11 protein-coding genes, 2 tRNA genes and 3 rRNA genes are annotated in these 21994 nt (G+C 38.3%); 15 read left to right on the forward strand and 1 reads right to left on the reverse strand.

Annotated elements, in window-relative coordinates:
- The first annotated feature begins 871 nt into the window (after nucleotides 1–871).
- From NBX25_RS04245 to NBX25_RS04315, 15 genes are all read left to right on the forward strand, one after another.
- Nucleotides 872–2388, forward strand: a 16S ribosomal RNA gene (locus NBX25_RS04245).
- A gap of 197 nt (nucleotides 2389–2585) precedes the next feature.
- Nucleotides 2586–2659: transfer RNA gene (locus NBX25_RS04250), tRNA-Ile, on the forward strand.
- Between the two features lie 87 nt (nucleotides 2660–2746).
- Nucleotides 2747–2820: transfer RNA gene (locus NBX25_RS04255), tRNA-Ala, on the forward strand.
- 198 nt (nucleotides 2821–3018) lie between these two features.
- Nucleotides 3019–5778, forward strand: a 23S ribosomal RNA gene (locus NBX25_RS04260).
- Nucleotides 5779–5923: 145 nt separating this feature from the next.
- A 5S ribosomal RNA gene (gene rrf, locus NBX25_RS04265) occupies nucleotides 5924–6031 on the forward strand.
- Together the 16S, 23S and 5S rRNA genes with 2 tRNA genes alongside form the textbook arrangement of a ribosomal RNA operon.
- A gap of 430 nt (nucleotides 6032–6461) precedes the next feature.
- The gene (locus NBX25_RS04270; RefSeq protein WP_250252947.1) at nucleotides 6462–7787 is read left to right on the forward strand and encodes a sigma-54-dependent transcriptional regulator; all 1326 of its coding nucleotides are present in this window, start codon (nucleotides 6462–6464) and stop codon (nucleotides 7785–7787) included.
- 436 nt (nucleotides 7788–8223) lie between these two features.
- The gene (gene kdpA, locus NBX25_RS04275; RefSeq protein WP_250252948.1) at nucleotides 8224–9918 is read left to right on the forward strand and encodes a potassium-transporting ATPase subunit KdpA; all 1695 of its coding nucleotides are present in this window, start codon (nucleotides 8224–8226) and stop codon (nucleotides 9916–9918) included.
- Nucleotides 9919–10097: 179 nt separating this feature from the next.
- Nucleotides 10098–12137, forward strand: a complete 2040-nt coding sequence (gene kdpB, locus NBX25_RS04280) for a potassium-transporting ATPase subunit KdpB (protein WP_123859340.1) — start codon at nucleotides 10098–10100, stop codon at nucleotides 12135–12137.
- 10 nt (nucleotides 12138–12147) lie between these two features.
- A complete protein-coding gene (gene kdpC / locus NBX25_RS04285) occupies nucleotides 12148–12705 on the forward strand; it encodes a K(+)-transporting ATPase subunit C (protein ID WP_250252949.1) in 558 nt (185 codons plus the stop codon).
- A gap of 60 nt (nucleotides 12706–12765) precedes the next feature.
- Nucleotides 12766–13851, forward strand: a complete 1086-nt coding sequence (locus NBX25_RS04290; protein ID WP_250252950.1) for a porin — start codon at nucleotides 12766–12768, stop codon at nucleotides 13849–13851.
- A 45-nt stretch (nucleotides 13852–13896) separates the two neighbouring features.
- Nucleotides 13897–15006: a sensor protein KdpD gene (locus NBX25_RS04295; RefSeq protein ID WP_123908705.1), complete on the forward strand. Its 1110-nt coding sequence runs from the start codon at nucleotides 13897–13899 to the stop codon at nucleotides 15004–15006.
- A 91-nt stretch (nucleotides 15007–15097) separates the two neighbouring features.
- On the forward strand, nucleotides 15098–16813 hold the full coding sequence (locus NBX25_RS04300; RefSeq protein WP_250252951.1) for an ATP-binding protein: 1716 nt from the start codon (nucleotides 15098–15100) through the stop codon (nucleotides 16811–16813).
- 35 nt (nucleotides 16814–16848) lie between these two features.
- A complete protein-coding gene (locus tag NBX25_RS04305; RefSeq protein ID WP_250252952.1) occupies nucleotides 16849–17376 on the forward strand; it encodes an STM3941 family protein in 528 nt (175 codons plus the stop codon).
- 41 nt (nucleotides 17377–17417) lie between these two features.
- Nucleotides 17418–17597, forward strand: coding sequence for a hypothetical protein (locus NBX25_RS04310; RefSeq protein WP_250252953.1), 180 nt, complete (start codon nucleotides 17418–17420; stop codon nucleotides 17595–17597).
- 71 nt (nucleotides 17598–17668) lie between these two features.
- The gene (locus NBX25_RS04315; RefSeq protein WP_250252954.1) at nucleotides 17669–19096 is read left to right on the forward strand and encodes a hypothetical protein; all 1428 of its coding nucleotides are present in this window, start codon (nucleotides 17669–17671) and stop codon (nucleotides 19094–19096) included.
- A 125-nt stretch (nucleotides 19097–19221) separates the two neighbouring features.
- On the opposite strand, the gene NBX25_RS04320 is transcribed toward NBX25_RS04315, so the two are convergent.
- Nucleotides 19222–21930, reverse strand: a complete 2709-nt coding sequence (locus tag NBX25_RS04320; protein ID WP_250252955.1) for a DUF7619 domain-containing protein — start codon at nucleotides 21928–21930, stop codon at nucleotides 19222–19224.
- Nucleotides 21931–21994: the final 64 nt, after the last annotated feature.

Consider the following 21994-nt stretch of genomic DNA (forward strand, 5'->3'; position numbering starts at 1 on the left):
TGTCATCCTTAAGGATCTCAACACCGCATTATTAAAATAAACCTCTATCTATAATTTCCAACGTACAGAAATCCATCAATAGGAGTGGGCTTTAGCCCACTCAAATAAAATAAACGCCCAGCCATTGGCTTTAGCCCAAACCTATTTCAAAATAACTCTGAAACTTACTCCATGTATTATATATCATGTATACCTTCCATTACCCATTACCCATTACCCATTACCCATTACCCATTACCCATTACTCATTACTCATCATTATATAGATGGTATATCATATAAAAACACACCCATTTCTCCCCAACTTTCATCCCCTTGGATCCTCTCCCTCCAATCCCCAAACAAATGTTTAAAATTTTTCTCTCATAGTACCAGTACTTTAAGGGTAAAACATTACCTGAATATGAATTTTATGTTAAATAAACTTGCGGGTAATAGATGAAGTTTCTATCTTTGCCCCACTGAAAAACGAAAGGGATTCAGTAAGCGCAGAAGAGCTTTTAAATAAGCATAAACATTATACTTTACGAAAGAGACAGACGAAAAAAAACTTTTAATTTTTAGGATTTAAAAGTTGCGAGTTAAAATAAAGTTTGTATCTTTGCAGTCCCAATTAAGGGAGCGCAGGAGTAGAGGGATTAAGGGTTAGGAAAGAGATTAAGGTTACTTAAAAAACTTTAAAATTTTCTTTCAAAACATTTGGTCGAATCAAAATAAAGTTTTACTTTTGCACTCGCAAATACGGAGCGACACTGACAGAAAGATTGCTTCGTTGAAAAGCGGAAGATATAAAGATCATTGACATACAATATAACAACCAAGTAAGGAAAAACTAAAGCGTTAAAAAACTTTGAGTGAGTCAGACAAACATACAATGGAGAGTTTGATCCTGGCTCAGGATGAACGCTAGCGGGAGGCCTAACACATGCAAGCTGAGCGGTAGAGATCTTTCGGGATCTTGAGAGCGGCGTACGGGTGCGGAACACGTGTGCAACCTGCCTTTATCAGGGGGATAGCCTTTCGAAAGGAAGATTAATACCCCATAATATAAGAAACGGCATCGTTTTTTATTGAAAACTCCGGTGGATAGAGATGGGCACGCGCAAGATTAGATAGTTGGTGAGGTAACGGCTCACCAAGTCTGCGATCTTTAGGGGGCCTGAGAGGGTGATCCCCCACACTGGTACTGAGACACGGACCAGACTCCTACGGGAGGCAGCAGTGAGGAATATTGGACAATGGGTTAGCGCCTGATCCAGCCATCCCGCGTGAAGGACGACGGCCCTATGGGTTGTAAACTTCTTTTGTATAGGGATAAACCTACTCTCGTGAGAGTAGCTGAAGGTACTATACGAATAAGCACCGGCTAACTCCGTGCCAGCAGCCGCGGTAATACGGAGGGTGCAAGCGTTATCCGGATTTATTGGGTTTAAAGGGTCCGTAGGCGGATCTGTAAGTCAGTGGTGAAATCTCACAGCTTAACTGTGAAACTGCCATTGATACTGCAGGTCTTGAGTGTTATTGAAGTAGCTGGAATAAGTAGTGTAGCGGTGAAATGCATAGATATTACTTAGAACACCAATTGCGAAGGCAGGTTACTAAGCAACAACTGACGCTGATGGACGAAAGCGTGGGGAGCGAACAGGATTAGATACCCTGGTAGTCCACGCCGTAAACGATGCTAACTCGTTTTTGGGGCGCAAGCTTCAGAGACTAAGCGAAAGTGATAAGTTAGCCACCTGGGGAGTACGTTCGCAAGAATGAAACTCAAAGGAATTGACGGGGGCCCGCACAAGCGGTGGATTATGTGGTTTAATTCGATGATACGCGAGGAACCTTACCAAGGCTTAAATGGGAAATGACAGGTTTAGAAATAGACTTTTCTTCGGACATTTTTCAAGGTGCTGCATGGTTGTCGTCAGCTCGTGCCGTGAGGTGTTAGGTTAAGTCCTGCAACGAGCGCAACCCCTGTCACTAGTTGCCATCATTAAGTTGGGGACTCTAGTGAGACTGCCTACGCAAGTAGAGAGGAAGGTGGGGATGACGTCAAATCATCACGGCCCTTACGCCTTGGGCCACACACGTAATACAATGGCCGGTACAGAGGGCAGCTACACAGCGATGTGATGCAAATCTCGAAAGCCGGTCTCAGTTCGGATTGGAGTCTGCAACTCGACTCTATGAAGCTGGAATCGCTAGTAATCGCGCATCAGCCATGGCGCGGTGAATACGTTCCCGGGCCTTGTACACACCGCCCGTCAAGCCATGGAAGTCTGGGGTACCTGAAGTCGGTGACCGTAACAGGAGCTGCCTAGGGTAAAACAGGTAACTAGGGCTAAGTCGTAACAAGGTAGCCGTACCGGAAGGTGCGGCTGGAACATCTCATTTTAGAGCGTCTTAAAGACGATAAAAAAATTAGTATCGCAAGATACAGAACTTACTTAAAGTTCAAGCTTTAGTTTTTTGTTTGGTTGATTATATTAAAAATACAAAACCCACTAGAAATTAGTATTAGGGAAAGAGATTGGGGAATGAAGAGGAGCAAGAAGTATTACTTATTACTCATCACTAATTACTCATAACAGAGTCTCGTAGCTCAGCTGGTTAGAGCGCTACACTGATAATGTAGAGGTCGGCAGTTCGAGCCTGCCCGAGACTACTAATTATAAGACGGGAAGATATAAGACATCAGATGTCAGACCATAAAGTCTGTAATCTGAGATCTAAAATCTGAAGTCTACTAGAGGGGGAATTAGCTCAGCTGGCTAGAGCGCCTGCCTTGCACGCAGGAGGTCAAGGGTTCGACTCCCTTATTCTCCACATCGATGGTTTAATTTTAAAAAAGCAAATAGAGCCAAAAACAATATTTGCGAATTAGATCAGAAATAGATAAAGATCATTGACATTAACGGTAAAGACATCACAAAGAGATAACCGAGCACTTTCGAGTGCCGAGTTTATAAAAATATCGATAGACGAGAGTTTATCAAAAAAATACTGAACTAATTTAATATTAGGAAAGAAATCGTTAAGGGCGTATGGCGGATGCCTAGGCTTTCAGAGGCGACGAAGGACGTGGTAAGCTGCGAAAAGCTGCGGGGATTGGCACACACGAATTGATCCGCAGATGTCCGAATGGGGCAACCCGGCTGGTTGAAGACCAGTCACCTCTTAGGAGGAGCAAACCCGGAGAACTGAAACATCTAAGTACCCGGAGGAAAAGAAATCGAAGAGATTCCGTAAGTAGTGGCGAGCGAAAGCGGATTAGCCCAAAAGCTTTTATATGTTTAATAGAATGTTCTGGAAAGAACAGCCGTAGCGGGTGATAGCCCCGTATATGAAAGGCATATTTAAGTGATAAATGAGTAGGGCGGGACACGTGAAATCCTGTCTGAATATGGGGGGACCATCCTCCAAGGCTAAATACTCCTGAAAGACCGATAGTGAACAAGTACTGTGAAGGAAAGGTGAAAAGCACTTCGAATAGAAGGGTGAAATAGAACCTGAAACCGTACGCCTACAAGCGGTCGGAGCAGCATTAAGCTGTGACGGCGTGCCTTTTGCATAATGAGCCTACGAGTTAATTTTACTAGCGAGGTTAAGGTATTAAGTACCGGAGCCGGAGCGAAAGCGAGTCTGAATAGGGCGCATAGTTAGTAGGATTAGACGCGAAACCTTGTGATCTACCCATGGGCAGGTTGAAGCTCTGGTAACACAGAGTGGAGGACCGAACCGGTTGACGTTGAAAAGTCTTCGGATGACCTGTGGGTAGGGGTGAAAGGCCAATCAAACTGGGAGATAGCTCGTACTCTCCGAAATGCATTTAGGTGCAGCGTCGTATATAAGTTTATTAGAGGTAGAGCTACTGATTGGATGCGGGGGTTTCATCGCCTACCAATTCCTGACAAACTCCGAATGCTAATAAATGTTCTACGGCAGTGAGGGCATGGGTGCTAAGGTCCATGTCCGAGAGGGAAAGAACCCAGACCAACAGCTAAGGTCCCCAAATATATGTTAAGTTGAAGCAACGCGGTTGGACTGCATTGACAGCTAGGATGTTGGCTTGGAAGCAGCCATTCATTTAAAGAGTGCGTAACAGCTCACTAGTCGAGCGGTCCGGCATGGATAATAATCGGGCATAAACATATTACCGAAGCTATGGATTTGTATTTTTAGAATACATCTGGTAGGAGAGCATTCTATTTGCGCCGAAGCAGTACTGTGAGGTATTGTGGAGCGGATAGAAAAGAAAATGTAGGCATAAGTAACGATAAAGCGGGCGAGAAACCCGCTCACCGAAAGACTAAGGTTTCCTCAGCCATGCTAATCAGCTGAGGGTTAGTCGGGACCTAACGCGAACCCGAAAGGGGTAGTGGATGGACAATGGGTTAATATTCCCATACTTGCTCACACTAAAAAGGGGACGGAGTGCCGTACTTACTGGAGACTGACGGAATAGTCAAGGCTTAGCCTTCGGGCGAAGCTGCTGTAGGGAAAGTGCTTCCAAGAAAAGCCGAAGTGAAGCAACCCGTACCAAAACCGACACAGGTAGTCGAGGAGAGAATCCTAAGGTGCTAGAGTGAATCATGGTTAAGGAACTAGGCAAAATAGTCTCGTAACTTCGGGAGAAGAGACGCCATCAGCAATGGTGGCCGCAGTAAAGAGGCCCAGGCGACTGTTTATCAAAAACACAGGACTCTGCAAAATCGAAAGATGCAGTATAGGGTCTGACACCTGCCCGGTGCTGGAAGGTTAAGGAAGGTGCTTAGGGTTAAACCGAAGGCATTGACTGAAGCCCCAGTAAACGGCGGCCGTAACTATAACGGTCCTAAGGTAGCGAAATTCCTTGTCGGGTAAGTTCCGACCTGCACGAATGGTGTAACGATCTGGGCACTGTCTCAACCATGAGCTCTGTGAAATTGTAGTATCGGTGAAGATGCCGATTACCCGCAATGGGACGAAAAGACCCTGTGAACCTTTACTATAACTTCGTATTGACTTTGAGTAAGTAATGTGTAGGATAGGTGGGAGGCTATGAAGTGGGCACGCTAGTGTCTGTGGAGCCGACGTTGAAATACCACCCTTTACTTACTTGGAGCCTAACTTCTTTTAGAAGGACATTGCGTGGTGGGTAGTTTGACTGGGGTGGTCGCCTCCAAAAGAGTAACGGAGGCTTTCAAAGGTACCCTCAGCACGCTTGGTAACCGTGCGTAGAGTGTAATGGCATAAGGGTGCTTGACTGTGAGACCAACAAGTCGATCAGGTGCGAAAGCAGGACATAGTGATCCGGTGGTTCCGTATGGAAGGGCCATCGCTCATAGGATAAAAGGTACTCCGGGGATAACAGGCTAGTCTCCCCCAAGAGCTCACATCGACGGGGAGGTTCGGCACCTCGATGTCGGCTCGTCACATCCTGGGGCTGGAGAAGGTCCCAAGGGTTGGGCTGTTCGCCCATTAAAGTGGCACGCGAGCTGGGTTCAGAACGTCGTGAGACAGTTCGGTCTCTATCTATTGCGGGCGTTAGATGTTTGAGAGGGCTTGATTCTAGTACGAGAGGACCGAATTGAACAAACCTCTGGTGTATCAGTTGTACCGCCAGGTGCACTGCTGAGTAGCTACGTTTGGAAGAGATAAGCACTGAAAGCATATAAGTGCGAAACTCGCCTCAAGATGAGACATCTTTTAAGGGTCGTGGGAGATGACCACGTTGATAGGCTATAGGTGTAAAGACAGTAATGTCATAGCCGAGTAGTACTAATTACCCGTAGATTTATAGCCTGATATGGCGCACGAAAGTGCAGCAAGGTTAGCTCTTTGTGAAAGTTTTTATCGCTTAAAACAGATATCAGAGATTAGATCTCAGATATCAGACAAATTCGTCTGACATCTGATGTCTTGCATCTGACATCTTATATACAACCTTTAGGGTGGTTTTAGCGGTGGGGCTCACCTGTTCCCATTCCGAACACAGAAGTTAAGCCCACCAGCGCCGATGGTACTGCTAACGCGGGAGAGTAGGCCGCCGCCAGTTTTTATTTTATTTTTAAAAGTCTCATACATTATGTATGAGACTTTTTTTTGCTCTATACTCCACAGCAAAACAATCAGTGATAAGTAATGGGTAATAAGCAATGAGTAATATCCCCACTTCTATTGAATATTGGCTGTATACAATACAAATAGTACTTAGGTTTTACTCAATATATTGGTCATTATAGATTATCCTATTATTGATTATTCATACCTCTTTCCTAGCCCTGATAGGAACGGTTACCCCGCTGCATGAGCTGGCCCTTCGGTTAGGCGTAGGGTAAGGTAAAGGCAACGGCGCGAGGAGTATGAGTGGATAGCAGGATTAAGCTCCTGAAAATAAAGAATTGGATGAAATTAATTTCCGCAATAAAGGGCCGTTACTCGAATAATTTCAATAAGTTTGTATTAGTTTTCCAAAAAGAATTATAATGTCAGGAAACATTCTGATCATCGATGATGAGATCAAGCTCCTTAAGTTATTAGGAATGATCCTTTCCCAAGAGAATTTTAACGTAAAAGAAGCTTCAACAGCCCGTTCGGCTATGACGATGTTGGAGCAGTATGATTTTGATGTTGTGCTAAGCGATGTCCGCTTACCTGATGCGTTTGGAGTAGACCTTATAAGGTCTATTAAAACAAAATATCCATATCTGGAAATTATTCTGATGACTGCATTTGGAAATATTACTGATGCTGTACAGGCTATGAAAAATGGAGCTTATGATTACCTGGTAAAAGGGGACGATAATGAGAAAATTATTCCTTTGGTGTATAAAGCACTGGAGAAAGTAAAAGATAATAAAACCAGAGTAGTTCAACCATCCTCATTATTAAAGGGTTTTGAGCAAATTATTGGTAGCTCCCCTTTGATTTTGCATGCTAAGAAATTAGCTGAAAAAGTTGCGCTAACAGATGCAACAGTACTTTTAACTGGTGAAACTGGGACTGGAAAAGAAGTTTTTGCCAATGCCATTCATGAAGGAAGTGAGAGAAAGAAAAATAGTTTTGTAGCAATTAATTGCTCTGCTTTTAGTAAAGAAATTCTTGAAAGTGAGCTTTTTGGACACAAACAAGGTGCCTTTACCGGGGCAATAAAAGATAAGAAAGGATTGATTGAAGAAGCCAATGGCGGAACATTATTTTTGGATGAAATTGGTGAAATGCCCATAGAACTTCAGGCAAAATTGCTTAGGGTTCTTGAAACCGGGGAGTTTATCAAAATGGGGGAAACTAAGGTTTCCAAATCTGATTTCAGGCTCATTGCTGCTACTAATAGAAACCTGGAAAATGAAATAAGACAGGGAAATTTCAGGGAAGATCTCTATTTCAGACTGAATGTCTTTGAGATTACGCTTCCTGCTTTAAGAGAAAGAAAAGAGGATTTGAAAATGCTGGCTAAGAATTTTATTGATTTATTTTCAAATAAGTTACATCTGGCTTCTATTCAGGTTTTGCCGGATTATTATAAAGCCCTTGAGAAAAATGAATGGAAAGGGAATATCAGAGAATTAAGGAATGCTATAGAGCGCAGCTTGATCCTAATGAATGATAATATTCTGGATATGGAAAGCCTTCCACATTATTCTGAAAAAACTGTTCAGGAGAGTGATTCTTTAAGTATGAGATCACTTGAAAAAATTCATATCCAAAAAGTATTGCAATATACAAAAGGAAATAAAGCAGAAGCGGCCAGACTCCTTGAAATAGGAATTGCTACGTTATATCGTAAACTCGACGAATACGGACTAAAATAAATCGTTTATCATTTTAATAAAGAGCCTATCATTTTGATAGGCTTTTTTGTTTTTATACAGATTGTACACTTGGTTTAATTATTTGTTTTATAGTGTGTTATGTGTTTTATTTAAGGGTTGGACCTTCTTTTGGCATATAGTCATTGAATAAAATATTTAAAAATGACAATTTCAAAAAAAACGTTTAAAAAACGGGAGCATTCCACTTTTAGTTTGCTGATTGTATCGTACGTATTGTTTACCCTTTTAACCTTAATAATAAAGATATGATGCTGATAAGTTTAATTCTGCTCTTTGCAGTATTGTTTTGGCTTTTATATAAATCAGTTGAATTTTTTGATAGAATATAAATTATGTGGAGTTTATTTTTCCTTTCAGTACTTGCCTTTGTGTATATCTGTTATGTTTTAATGAAACCTGAAAAATTTTAGAGATCATGAATACAGAAATTTTAGGCATCATAGCCATGTTTGCTATCACATTAGTTATCGGAATATTTTTAGGTAAATATATAGCTAATGTCTATGGATACAAAAAAACTTTTCTTGATCCGTTTTTTGGACCTATTGAAAAGTTAATTTATAAAATATCAGGGATCAATGCCAAACGCCAGATGAACTGGAAACAGAATATGTATGCGATGCTGGCGATTAATCTGGTTTGGTTTGTAATAGGCTTTATTCTCCTGATGACTCAGGCCTGGTTACCTTTGAATCCAGATGGGAACCCGAATATGTCACCTGATCTGGCTTTTAATACAACCATTTCATTTTTAGTGAACTGTAATTTACAGCATTATTCGGGAGAAACGGGAGTAAGCTATCTGAGCCAGCTTTACCTGATGTTTTTACAGTTTGTAACGGCGGCAACAGGAATGGCTGCAATGGCTGTTCTTTTTAAGGCCTTCAAAGAAAAAACAGCTACAGAACTTGGTAATTTCTATGATTATTTTACTAAGTCAATGATTCGGATTTTACTTCCGATCAGCGTAGTGGTTGCTTTAATTCTTTCTATCAACGGAAGTCCAATGACTTTCGAAGGAAAAGATCATATTACAACATTGGAAGGACACAAAATAGAGGTCTCCAGAGGTCCTGTGGCTGCTTTTGTTGCCATTAAACATTTGGGAACCAATGGTGGAGGATTCTTCGGAGCCAATTCTGCTCACCCTCTTGAAAACCCTAACTATATAACAAATATGACGGAAATGGTCACTCAGATGATTATTCCTTTTGCATTGGTCTTTGCGTTAGGTTTTTATTTAAAGAAAAGAAAGCTATCATGGGTAATTTTTACCGTAATGACCGTTGGTTTTCTTGCACTTGCTGTTCCGAATATCGTTAATGAAACTGGTGGTAATCCTTTGATTACAAAAATGGGAGCAGAGAGTAGCTTGGGAGCGATGGAAGGAAAGGAAATCCGTTTCGGAAGTGTGGCATCAGGATATTGGAGTATTGCCACAACAGTGATTTCTACCGGTTCGGTAAACTCTATGCACGACAGTACGATGCCTCTTTCAGGGATGAATGAACTTCTTGCCATGATGATTAACTGCTTTTACGGTGGTTGTGGTGTAGGGATTCTAAACTACTTTATCTTCATCATTCTCGCAGTATTTATCAGTGGTTTGATGGTAGGAAGAACTCCTGAGTTTATGGGGAAAAAGATTGAGGCCAAGGAAATGAAGATTGCAATGATTGTTGCCTTGTTCCACCCATTTTTAATTCTAGTGGGGACAGCTTTAACAGCTTACTTACCGGAATTTGGAGCCAAAACATTAAATAATCCGGGATTCCATGGATTCAGTGAAATGCTGTATGAATTTACTTCTTCTTCGGCCAACAATGGATCTGGATTTGAAGGGTTGGGAGATAATACCCCATGGTGGAATATTTCAACCGGAATTGTATTGCTGTTATCAAGATTTATCCCAATCATAGGACCGGTCGCGATTGCAGGTTTACTGGCTCAGAAAAAATTCATTCCGGAAAGTTCAGGAACATTGAAGACAGATACAGCAACATTTGGTTTTATGACCCTGGCGGTTATCTTACTTATTGCTGCATTGTCATTCTTCCCTGCGTTGACTCTGGGACCTATTGCAGAACAGATACAGTATTTCTCTAAATAAATTGTGAACATTAAAAATTAAAATCAATATTCAACCATTAAGGAAGCCGAATAGTTTAGAGAACTAGTCTAAAACTTACCGAAACGTTCACTCATAATATTATCCATTTCTACTCTCTATAATTGGGTTTACCTTGATGGTTATTATTGATTTATAATGATATAAACTCTTTCAAAAAAATGAAAAATCAATCACAAACATTGTTTCAAAAAGATTTGGTAAACGAAGCGATTAAACAGTCTTTCGTGAAACTGAATCCGAAAATTATGTTTAAAAATCCAGTTATGTTCCTGGTGGAGATCGGAACAGTGGTCATGTTTATAGTAAGCATGTTCAGCCTGACTGGTGATAAAACCCAGGGAAGTTTTTCTTATAATTTCCTGGTCTTCATCATCCTGTTTTTTACGGTATTATTTGCCAATTTTGCTGAAGCGATTGCTGAAGCCAGAGGAAAAGCACAGGCTGATACCCTGAGAAAAACCCGTGAAGAAACTCCTGCTAAGCTGGTTCTTGAAAATAAGCCAGGCTTTCAGGTGGAAACAGCCTTAAAAATGTCGGCTGAAATGAAGCTAGGCGATATTTTTCTTTGTGAAGCTGGAGATCAGATCCCGATGGACGGAGAAATCATTGAAGGTCTCGCTACCATTGATGAGTCTGCCATTACCGGAGAAAGTGCCCCGGTTATTCGGGAGGCAGGTGGAGATAAGAGCTCGGTGACTGGAGGTACAAAAGTACTTTCAGACAGAATTAAAGTAAAAGTAACTACCAAACCGGGAGAATCCTTTTTGGATAAAATGATTGCTCTTGTAGAAGGAGCTTCAAGACAGAAAACACCAAACGAAATCGCATTAACCATATTGTTAGCAGGGTTTACTCTTACTTTTATTATTGTTACCCTGACTTTAAAGCCTTTTGCAGACTATGCGCAGACTCCGATTACCATCGCAGCATTTATTTCACTTTTCGTATGCCTTATTCCGACAACTATTGGAGGTCTGCTTTCTGCCATCGGAATTGCAGGAATGGATAGAGCTTTAAGAGCGAATGTTATTACAAAAAGTGGGAAAGCAGTAGAAACAGCGGGTGATATTGATGTTTTACTACTTGATAAAACAGGTACCATTACTATCGGAAACCGTAAAGCGACTCAATTTCATCCGGCCAACGGAATTAAGATTGAAGATTTTATTAAAGCTTCTGCTCTGAGTTCGGTCGCAGATGAAACACCTGAGGGTAAATCGATTATAGAACTTAGCCAGCTGAAATCAGAAGACCTGCTGGTTCCTAATCCAACATACATTGATTTTACTGCTGAAACGAGAACTTCAGGGATTGATTTTGAGGAAACAAGAATCAGAAAAGGAGCTTATGACACAATTAAAAAACTGACTGAAAAAGCCGGGAATCTTTTCCCACAGGAAACCCAGGATGCGGTAACCAAAATCTCTGAAAATGGAGGAACTCCTTTGGTAGTGGCTGTCAATGAAAAAGTATGGGGAGTGATTGAACTGCAGGATATTATTAAAACCGGTATCCAGGAACGTTTCCAGAGATTGAGAAAAATGGGGGTAAAAACGGTAATGGTCACCGGAGACAACCCTTTAACCGCAAAATTTATCGCAGAAAAAGCAGGAGTAGATGATTTTATTGCCGAAGCCAAACCGGAAGATAAGATGAACTATATTAAAAAGGAACAGCAGGAAGGAAAACTGGTTGCGATGATGGGAGATGGAACGAATGATGCTCCGGCTTTGGCCCAGGCTGATGTGGGCGTAGCGATGAACAGTGGAACTCAGGCCGCGAAGGAAGCGGGAAACATGGTAGATCTTGATAATGACCCTACCAAACTGATCGAAATCGTAGAGATTGGGAAACAGTTACTGATGACCCGTGGAACCTTAACCACTTTCAGTATTGCCAATGATGTTGCTAAGTATTTTGCTATTATTCCAGCACTGTTTATCACGTTTATCCCATCGCTTCAGAAGCTTAATATCATGAATCTTCACAGTCCGGAAACAGCCATTTTATCAGCGGTTATTTTCAATGCAGTGATTATTCCTTTCCTGATTCCATTAGCATTGAAAGGAGTGGCGTATAAGCCAATTGGAGCCAGTGCATTATTGAGAAGAAATCTTTTGATCTATGGGTTAGGCGGTGTCATCGTTCCTTTCATTGGAATCAAAATTATTGATGTACTGATTAGTTTATTCTATTAAAATTTAAAAAATGAAAAATCATATCGTTTCAGCATTCAGACTCACTTTGGTAATGCTGGCAGTTGTAGGAATTTATCTGATCATTGTATATGGAGGATCAAAAATATTGCCTACCCAGGGAAATGCAGAGATTATTAATTATAAAGGGCAAAAATTCTATGCCAATATCGGGCAGGAATTTAAATCTGAAAAATACTTCCATGGCCGTCCGTCCTCAGTAAACTATAATGCTGCAGGAAGCGGAGGAAGCAATAAAGGTCCCAGCAATGAAGAGTATCTGGAAACTGTACAGAAAAGAATAGATACCCTGAAATTGCAAAACCCGGAAATGGGAAGTACTAATGTTCCTGTTGAGCTTGTTACAGCAAGTGGAAGTGGGTTAGATCCTGATATTTCAGAAGATGGAGCATTGTACCAGGCTAAAAGGATTGCCCACATGAGAAGTCTTTCTGTTGAACAGATCAACAATTTAATTAAAAATCAAACTGAAAAGCCATTTTTAGGACTTTTCGGGCCCTCAAAAGTGAATGTCTTAAAGCTTAATATTGCTTTGGACCAGTTAAAATAACTAACCATTAACCATGTCAGGGTTTTAACCTTGATATGGTTAACATCCCCTAAAGTTAACGTGAAAAAATATCTATTTATAGGTGCAGTATTGGGAACATTTTTTTCCAAAGCACAATCATCAGATTCATTAAAAACAGGAAATAAAGTGACATTTTCTGCATATGCAGAACTCTTCTATACTTACGATTTTAATGAACCGGGAGATCATCTCCGTCAGAATTTTTTATATTCATACAACAGGCATAATGAGCTAAACCTTAATCTGGGATTGATAAAAGCTAACTATCAGAGCGAAAATGTTCGAGCCAATCTTGCATTAATGGGCGGAACTTACGCACAGGACAATATGGCTGCGGAACAGAATGCTTTACGATATATTAATGAAGCGAATGTAGGAATCAAAATATCCAAAAATAAAAACCTATGGATTGATGCGGGAATTATGCCCTCTCATATTGGTTGGGAAAGTGCGATAGGAAGAGATAATATTAATCTGACCAGAAGTTTTGCCGCTGAGAATTCACCTTATTTTGAAACTGGAGCTAAAATTTCATATACTTCAGATAATGGAAAATGGTTTTTAAGTGGATTGGTCCTGAATGGCTGGCAACGTATTGCAAAAGTGAAAGGAAATCAGAGTATTTCTTTTGGGCATCAGGTGACCTACAAACCAAATGATAAAGTAACTTTGAATAGCAGTTCATTTATTGGAAATGATAAAGCTAAAGATGAGAAAAGAATGCGTTATTTCCATGATTTGTATGGAAGTGTCCAATTGACGGATCAGTTTTCAGCTTTGCTAGGATTTGATATCGGAGCAGAGCAAAAGACCAAAGGAAGTGAGCAGTATAATATATGGTACAGCCCGAATGTACAAATGAAATATCAGGTTGACAGTAAATGGGCACTGGCCGGAAGACTGGAATATTATAATGATAAAAATGGAGTTATTATCAGCACAGGAACTCCTAATGGTTTTCAAACTTTCGGGTATTCGCTGAATGTGGATTATGCTGTGTTTAAAAATGTTGTTTTTCGTACTGAAGCAAGAGGATTTACTTCCAAGGATGCTATTTTTGCGAAAAATGATGATTTCAGAAAAGGAAATTTCTTTGTTACAACAAGTTTAGCGGTATGGTTTTAACCAAAGGAAAGAGTGTTTAAAATAAAACTAAAAAGAATAAAATCAATGTCATCAGCAAAACATTTTTTAGAATTGATCCAGAAATCCCGGAAAGGAAAATTCAAGATCTATATTGGGATGAGCGCAGGTGTTGGGAAAACTTTCCGGATGCTGCAGGAGGCTCATGCTCTTGTACGGAATGGCATTGATGTAAAGATTGGTTATATAGAAACCCATGACCGGGAAGAAACGGTAGCTTTGGTGGAAGGAATTCCGGAAATTGAAAGAAAATCAGTCTTTTATAAAGGTAAAAACCTGGAGGAAATGGACCTCCAGGCTATTATCAATGAACATCCGGAGGTAGTTCTTGTAGATGAGCTGGCCCATACCAATGTGGAAGGCTCTAAAAATAAAAAGAGATGGCAGGATGTACTGGAAATTCTGGATAACGGAATCAATGTCATCAGTGCCATGAATATCCAGCATATTGAAAGTCTTAATGAAGAAGTTAAAAAAATTACAGGGGTTGAAGTTGCTGAAAGAGTTCCGGATAAAATTTTAGCGCTGGCGGATGAAGTGGTCAATATCGATCTTACTGCTGATGAGCTGCTCACGCGATTGAAGGAAGGAAAAATCTATAAGAAAGAGAAAATTCAGACTGCTCTCAGTAATTTCTTTCAAAGCGGACACATTCTCCAGCTTCGTGAGCTTTCGTTAAAAGAAGTGGCAACGCATGTAGAAAGAAAGGTGGAAGCTGAAATTAAGACAGAGAATTTTAAACCTATAAAATTCCTTGCTTGTATCAGCAGCAATGAGAAAATTGCTAAAACGATCATTAGGAAAACAGCCAGATTGGCGAGTTATTATAACAGTCCATGGACGGTTCTCTATATCCAGAAACCTTCTGAGAATCCTGAAAAAATAGCCCTGGACAAGCAGCGGTATTTGATTAATAATTTTAATTTAGCACAGGAATTAGGAGCCAAGGTTGTCCGAATCAAGGAAAGCAGCGTTCATAACGGAATTCTGGAATATGTAATTGCCCATAATATCACCACAGTTTGTATTGGAAAACCTCATGCAAAACTCTGGCAGCGTTTGTTCGGTTATAGCTGGATCTATACTTTGATGAACAGGCTGAATGAAAGACAGGTAGACATTATTATTTTATCTTAAAAGTAATGAAATCGCGATGATTTGGAAACACAAACACCGATAAAGATGACGCGATTGCATATGTCTTTTAAAAAACAATAAGTATTCTCATATGAAACTTAAAACAAAACTTACCTTAGGCGTTGGCCTTTTATTTTTACTGATCGTCCTGCTTTCAGTGATAGGTTCTGTATATATTAATAAGCTGAAATCGGATACTGAAAAAATTCTTACAGCCAATTACAACAGTCTCGAGTTCTCTAAAAATATGCTTCTTGCCCTGGATCATATTGATACAGACAGTGCTGTTGCAGTAGCTGATTTTCAGAAAAATAACAGGCTCCAGGAGAAAAACCTTACAGAATTTGGAGAAAAAGAGGCTACCCAGAATCTGAATCTGCATTTCAGCAGCTATTTAAAAGAACCATCTTCAAATAAGGAGAAACTGATCCGGGAAGATCTCGCTAAAATTATGTCTTTGAATATGAAAGGGATTGAGCGTAAAAGTGATATCGCGATTATTACAGCCGGAAATGCCACTTTTTGGATTGTCAGCCTCGGAACAGTCTGCTTCCTGATTGCTTTTATTTTACTTTTCAATCTGCCTCAGACCATTGCTGAACCTATCAATCAGCTGACATTCAGTATTAGACAGATTGCAGATAAAAATTATAATGAAAGGGTACATTTTAAAGGGAGTGAAGAATTCAACAGTCTTGCAGATTCTTTTAATGTGATGGCAGAAAAACTTCAGGAATATGAAAGCAGTAATCTTTCTAAACAACTGATGGAGAAAAAAAGGATCGAAACTTTGGTCAATAATATGCATGATGCTGTGATTGGCCTGGATGAAAATCATTTTATCTATATGATTAATGATGAAGCTTTAAAGATTACCAATCTCCACAAAGAAGATATCATTGGAAAAACAGCCCATGAAGTTGCCGTTAATAATGATTTGATGCGTGAATTATTGAAGAATATCGATCATCCGGTGAAAGAACCTATCAAAATTGTCCGGGAAAACAAAGAAAACTACTTTGAACAGGATATTGTTCCCATCAATATTGTCAAAACAGGGGAAAAGGAGAAGAAATATATTGGAAAAGTGATTTTGCTGCGAAATATTACACCTTTCAAAGAACTGGATTTTGCTAAGACCAATTTTATTGCAACCATTTCTCATGAGTTGAAAACTCCGATTTCTGCTATTAAAATGGGAGTACAGCTGTTGGGAAATCAGAAATTCGGAGAGCTGAATGAGCAGCAACAGGAATTATTGAAAAGCATTAATGAAGATGGGCAGCGGTTGTTGGATATTACCGGTGAACTCCTTAATCTTTCGCAGGTGGAATCCGGAAATATCAGGTTAACGGTTGAAAAATGTTCCCCTAAGGAGATTGTACTGGCAGCTGTGAAAAATGTTGAAAAACTGGCAGAGCAAAAAAATATCTCAATACATACATCATATCAGTTGGAAGATACTGATTTTGTAACTGCTGATTTTGACAAAACGGTTTGGGTAATGAATAATTTTCTTACCAATGCAGTCAAACATTCTTTTCAGGATGAAGAAATCCGGATTGTAGTGGAAAAAATAGATGCTTTTATCCAGTTTAATATCATAGATACAGGAAGTGGTATTGATGAAAAGTATCACAGACAGATCTTTGACCGCTATTTCCAGGTTCCAGGTGAACATCAGAATGGAACAGGTCTTGGGCTGGCGATCTCCAAAAATTTCATTGAGAAACAGAATGGAGAAATTGGAGTCAGTAGTGCTTTGAATAATGGAAGTACTTTTTATTTCAGACTTCCCATTGCTTAAAGTTTTATATATTTGAATCCTATCAAATAGAGACTATGAAAGAGCATCATTTTTATTCCAGTAAAATTAAAAGCCTGGTACTGCTTATCATTTCATGTGTTTTTACTTTTGGTCTTTCCTACACGGATTTCAAGGATGAGAATATTTTTATAATAGGAATTCTTTCTCTTGGAATTACGCTTTTTTCATTTGGAATACTGTACTCAATACTGCTGCTAGTACGAACAGAGCCTTTACTGACTGTAACAGATCAGCAGATTATTGTTTATAATGTATTGAGAAAGCCCACATTCATCAAGTTTGACGAAGTCACTTTATTTTTTATAGTAGATATGCGGCATTATGGGATTAAGACCTCATCCTATATCTGTGTTATCACGAAGAAGCCAAAAGAGAATCCTAATGTCATAGACAAGGTATCTACAACAATATTGCCTCATTTAAAAGGAATCCGTTACAGTATTCAGACCGATATATTAAATGTAAAGGCAAAGGTTTTGCTGGAGCTTTTGAATAGCAGGATCAGACCTTATAGCTTGCTGGGTAAAGAAGACAAATGGTAGGCAAAAATTATTATTATTCTATATTTGTCCCAATTAACGAAATGAAGAACGATATAAACTTATTAGGCATATTATTCTGTATCATTCTGAGTGTGAGTTTTTCTGCTCAAACTTTTACCTTAGAACAATTTACCACGCTCAACAAATTGGGAATGGCTGATTTTAAAAAGGAAATGAAAAGTCTTAAGAATAATCGATATGCGATTCTTGTTTTTAAATAACGTGATTGGCATTATGATTTATCAAAATTAAATAATGAAATTTCTTTACATTTATACATCTAAAAACTATCATGAAAAGAACTTTCAGCCTTATAGCATTGCTAATCGTTTTTTTGGTCTGTGCACAGGTTTCAGATCAAACTGCTTCTCTTATTAAGCCCCTTAAAAAATTAAAATCTTTTTCCATACTTGATGAAGAAAAGATAAGAGATATTGAAAAACAACTCTATAAAAAAGCTGATACCAAGGAACTTTATTTTTTAGCTGAAAAAGGATCTAATGCCTATATAAAAGCTACAGCAATTAATGTTCTTTCTGAAAAAGATAACAGTAAGCTTTTAGATATTTTTAATAAACATATATTTTCGAAAGAAAAGATTGTTAGAACGACATCTTGTCTCTCCAGCGATTATCTTTTAAGTACTCATATTTTTGAAGCTATATTAAACAGAAGTAAGCTTTCCGAAGATGACAAAGAAAATCTTAAGCAAAGAATGCTTTTTGAGGTTATGGATCATAAGCCTGTAAATAGAGAATTACTGGAAGTTATAAGTCTAGAAGCTCCAAAAAGTGAAGAAATGTATTCTAGGCTTAGAAAACTTGTTGTTGAGATGAGATCAGATGTACTGCTGGCTATTATTGCAGAATATAAAAAACCACAGGATATTGAACTTATAAAAAGCTTTGGAAAAGATGCTTATTTCGCCATAGAAGCTTTTCCAGATCAACAATTTCTGCCATTTATGAAAGAAAATGTAAAAGACTCTAAGGATTTTCCTTTTATGTTTGCTTTATCAAACTTCTGTAGTGAGGAGGCAAAGGAAATTGTAATAAAAGCTATTGAACATAATAAAAAAGAGAATTTGAAAAACGATTGTGGAAATGCATGCCTTTCTACTATATATCAACAGGTATATAAAGAGAAATGTACATTGTATTATCCATTGCTGGCAAACCTATGGCTTACAGACAAGATAATCTCTTTTGATATCCTTGAATATTATGAAAAGACACATACAAAAAAGGAAGTTGAAAAATTTCTGTCAGAAGGATTTCTAAAACCTGGTGAAGCAGAAATTATGGCTTTTAATGAATATAATCTGGATGATAATCTGGATAATCTAACCGGTGAACTTACATTTGATCCCACTTTGAGATTAATTAAGCTCCTTGAGAAAACGAGAAAAATTTCGGATACTCTATATGATAAAGCCGTTAGAAATTCACTTGAGAATATTGATGGTCTGTATCTGGATTCTTTTATTTCGGAATTAAAAGATAATTCAGTTATACTCAATAATAAGGATATTTTGATTGAAAGTGTGAAAGTCAATAAAAAAATAAATGATTTACGCTTTATGATAAAAGGGATTGAAATACTGAATGATAAAGATCTTTATAATAACTGTATAACCATAATTTCCCAAAGAAAAATTGATTTTTTAGGTAAAGAGGCAAAAGAGTATGAAGAATTTTTGGAAGACCACAAATTTAAATAGAAATATAACCTGGCATTTATTCAGCTTGTTCTCTGGTAAGTGAATCCTTTATAATAATTTGTTTTAAAATACAAAAGGCTGCGAAAAACTATTCGCAGCCTTTATTATAGAGTTGTTTTATAAGTTTATTCTTTAATGAATTTCTGTACAGAAACTTTATCTTGTAAGAATAGTTTAATCAGATAATTTCCTTTCGGAAGATCTGAAACTGGAACAGAATTTCCTTTTATACCCATAGAAGTAATGACTCTTCCGGTTGTATCATAAATTACAGCCTTACTTACTTCATTTGCAGATTGAATATACAGAATGTCTTTTACAGGATTAGGATAAATGCTTATTGTATTCTTATCGTTTTTGATCTCTGAAGTAGCCAATGTACCCATCACCGATGTTGTATAAGTATTGGTAACAATAGGAAAATTGTAATCAAAGTAGATTTTGGCCGTATTGCTGAAACTATTACCTACCGCTAAAGTAGATTTTGTTTTAATCTTAAATGATATATATCCGTCATTGTTAGCATCATCAAAAGGTAGCTGAATATTTTCGAAAATAAATTCTATCACATTAGGATCAGTTATTCTTGTTACGTAGCTGTGGCTTCCATTCAAAGGAACTAAAGAAGAAATATCAAATTTTGAGGTATCAATCTCATCTTTTACCACAATGTTTCTGGCATTGGCTGTTCCTGTATTTTCAAATCGGATTAAGTAATGGACATAGTCTCCAACCTGGGTTTTTGAGATAGCAGCTCCTTCAAGACAGGTTTTATCATTAGGATCAAAAGAGTTCACAACTGTTTGGTTCAGTACAAAATTATTATCTGCAGGAGTGTCATCAGTAGCTCCGTTAATCTGTGCAGTGTAATGCAGAATATCACCCCCATTTAAAGCTGGAGTTTGTGTGGGAGTATTTAGCTTAACTGTAACGATAATTTCTTTGGTTTCAAAGGGTTGAAGATTTGTGAAATTCCAGTTCAATGTTCCGGAAGATTGAGAAGATGGAGACAATGTCGCACTCATATAATCCATTAAATTATCATTGTAAGTAAATATCAGATTGCCTGATTGTGTGGTAGTCCCTTTGTTTTTATAAATGATTTTATAGGTTGATTCGAAGCCCGGAGAAGCGTCTGTTACCGGTATAATTACTGTTTCCAAGTCATTATGAATCCCGTTGGGAGTTATGCAGAAATTTTGAGTAAATGGACTTGCTTGTTGAGGGAAGCTTGCTGTAAAGTTTGTAGGTGAAATATTGAAATATGTTGGGTTTTCAAGAACCGGAGTCACCGTATGGGTGCCTGCCTGAACCGGAATAGAAAAATTGCCGGAAGTATTGGCAATCGCAGTTCCTGTATTGCTGCCTCCTGTTATGATGAACTTTTGCAAAGCCTTGTTGGCATCATTGGTATCACAGCCATTGTTATTGCCATCTACTTTTACATTTCCCTGAATGGTATAAAATGTACCTCCAGGGTTAAATGAACAGTATGAATTGATTTCTGTCTTACCATTATTGACAGAAACATTATTAGCATTAAAATAATTAATTTCGTTTTCATCACAACAAATATAAGCAAGGCTTGGATTAGGAAATAAATGAGTAAGAATAAAAGCCTGAGAGGTTCCGTTCTTTAAAAAGATTTTTTGTAAATTATGATTATAACTACAAGCTACATATTGCATTGCTTTATTTTTGGAAAAATCAAGTTCTGTAAATAGATTCTCAGTACATTGAAGGGAAGTAAGATTGGTCAGCATGCTGACATCCAGACTTAGCAGATTATTAGAACTGCACCATAAAGTTTCGATATTGGTAGCTGTAGACAAATTAAGAGCAGTAAGCTTATTGTTGCTGGCATACAGAGTTATAAGATGAGGTGCGTTATTGATGGTAAGATTGGTAAGTTGGTTACTATAACATTCAAAATGCTGCAGACCATAAAGGTTGTTTAAAACTACAGAAGTAAGTTTATTATTCGAAAGATACATCATGCTGAGCAAAGGAAGATTATTAATACTCATGCTTGTAAGAAAGCAGTTTTCCAATCTTACCAAAGAAAGAGCAGTGCAGCCGTCAAGAATTGCCGTCTGAAATTTATTATTGTTACCTTCTAGTGTTTTAAGGCCTGTAAGATTGGTCAGGTCAAGATTAATTAAACCCGTGTATTGCATTGCTAAACTCTTAAGTTGTAAGGAACCGCTCAAATTGAGTTGTGATAGCTTAGATGCATTACTTATTTCCAATTCCTCCAAAAAAGGCATATTTGCTGCATTAATTGTTTCAAGATTAGAATAGCTTATCAATACTTTTTTTACTGCTGGAATTCCTTGTAGATTTAAATGTTGCAGTTGATTACCTCCGGTATATAAATTGACTAAAGAGTTATTGGTAAGGGCCTGCGTTGAAAGATTGTTGCTTGTGATGTCAATTGATTGGAGAAGCGGGCAATTAGTAATATTTATAGAAGTCAGATAGTTAGAAGAGATGTTCAGAGATTTAAGTTCAGGAAAACTGAGAGATGCTGAGATTAGATTATTACTCATTAAATTTAATTCTTTCACATTTGAAAATGCTTCAAGACCACTTATATTAACGATTGCAGAACTCTCAACGTTAAGTTTCTCAACGGCGAGAGCTTCAGACAGCTGAATTTCACCATCATTATTGGCATCTATCTTAATACTGCTTCCTGTGGAATTCATTGCAATATTATTTGTAGCCGTTGAAGATAAAAGTTTGTTTTTTAATTTAACATCAGGAATCGTAACGATTTGTGCCTGTAGGGCAGAGAACATAGTCATCAGAAGGACTAAGTAAATTTTTTTCATGGTTTAGTTTTAGTATTAGTTTTTTATTCTTTATATAGAATATATTACAAAAATAAACCATTAA

Origin of the sequence: Chryseobacterium sp. Marseille-Q3244 (assembly GCF_940807095.1) — a bacterium.
GTDB lineage: Bacteria > Bacteroidota > Bacteroidia > Flavobacteriales > Weeksellaceae > Chryseobacterium.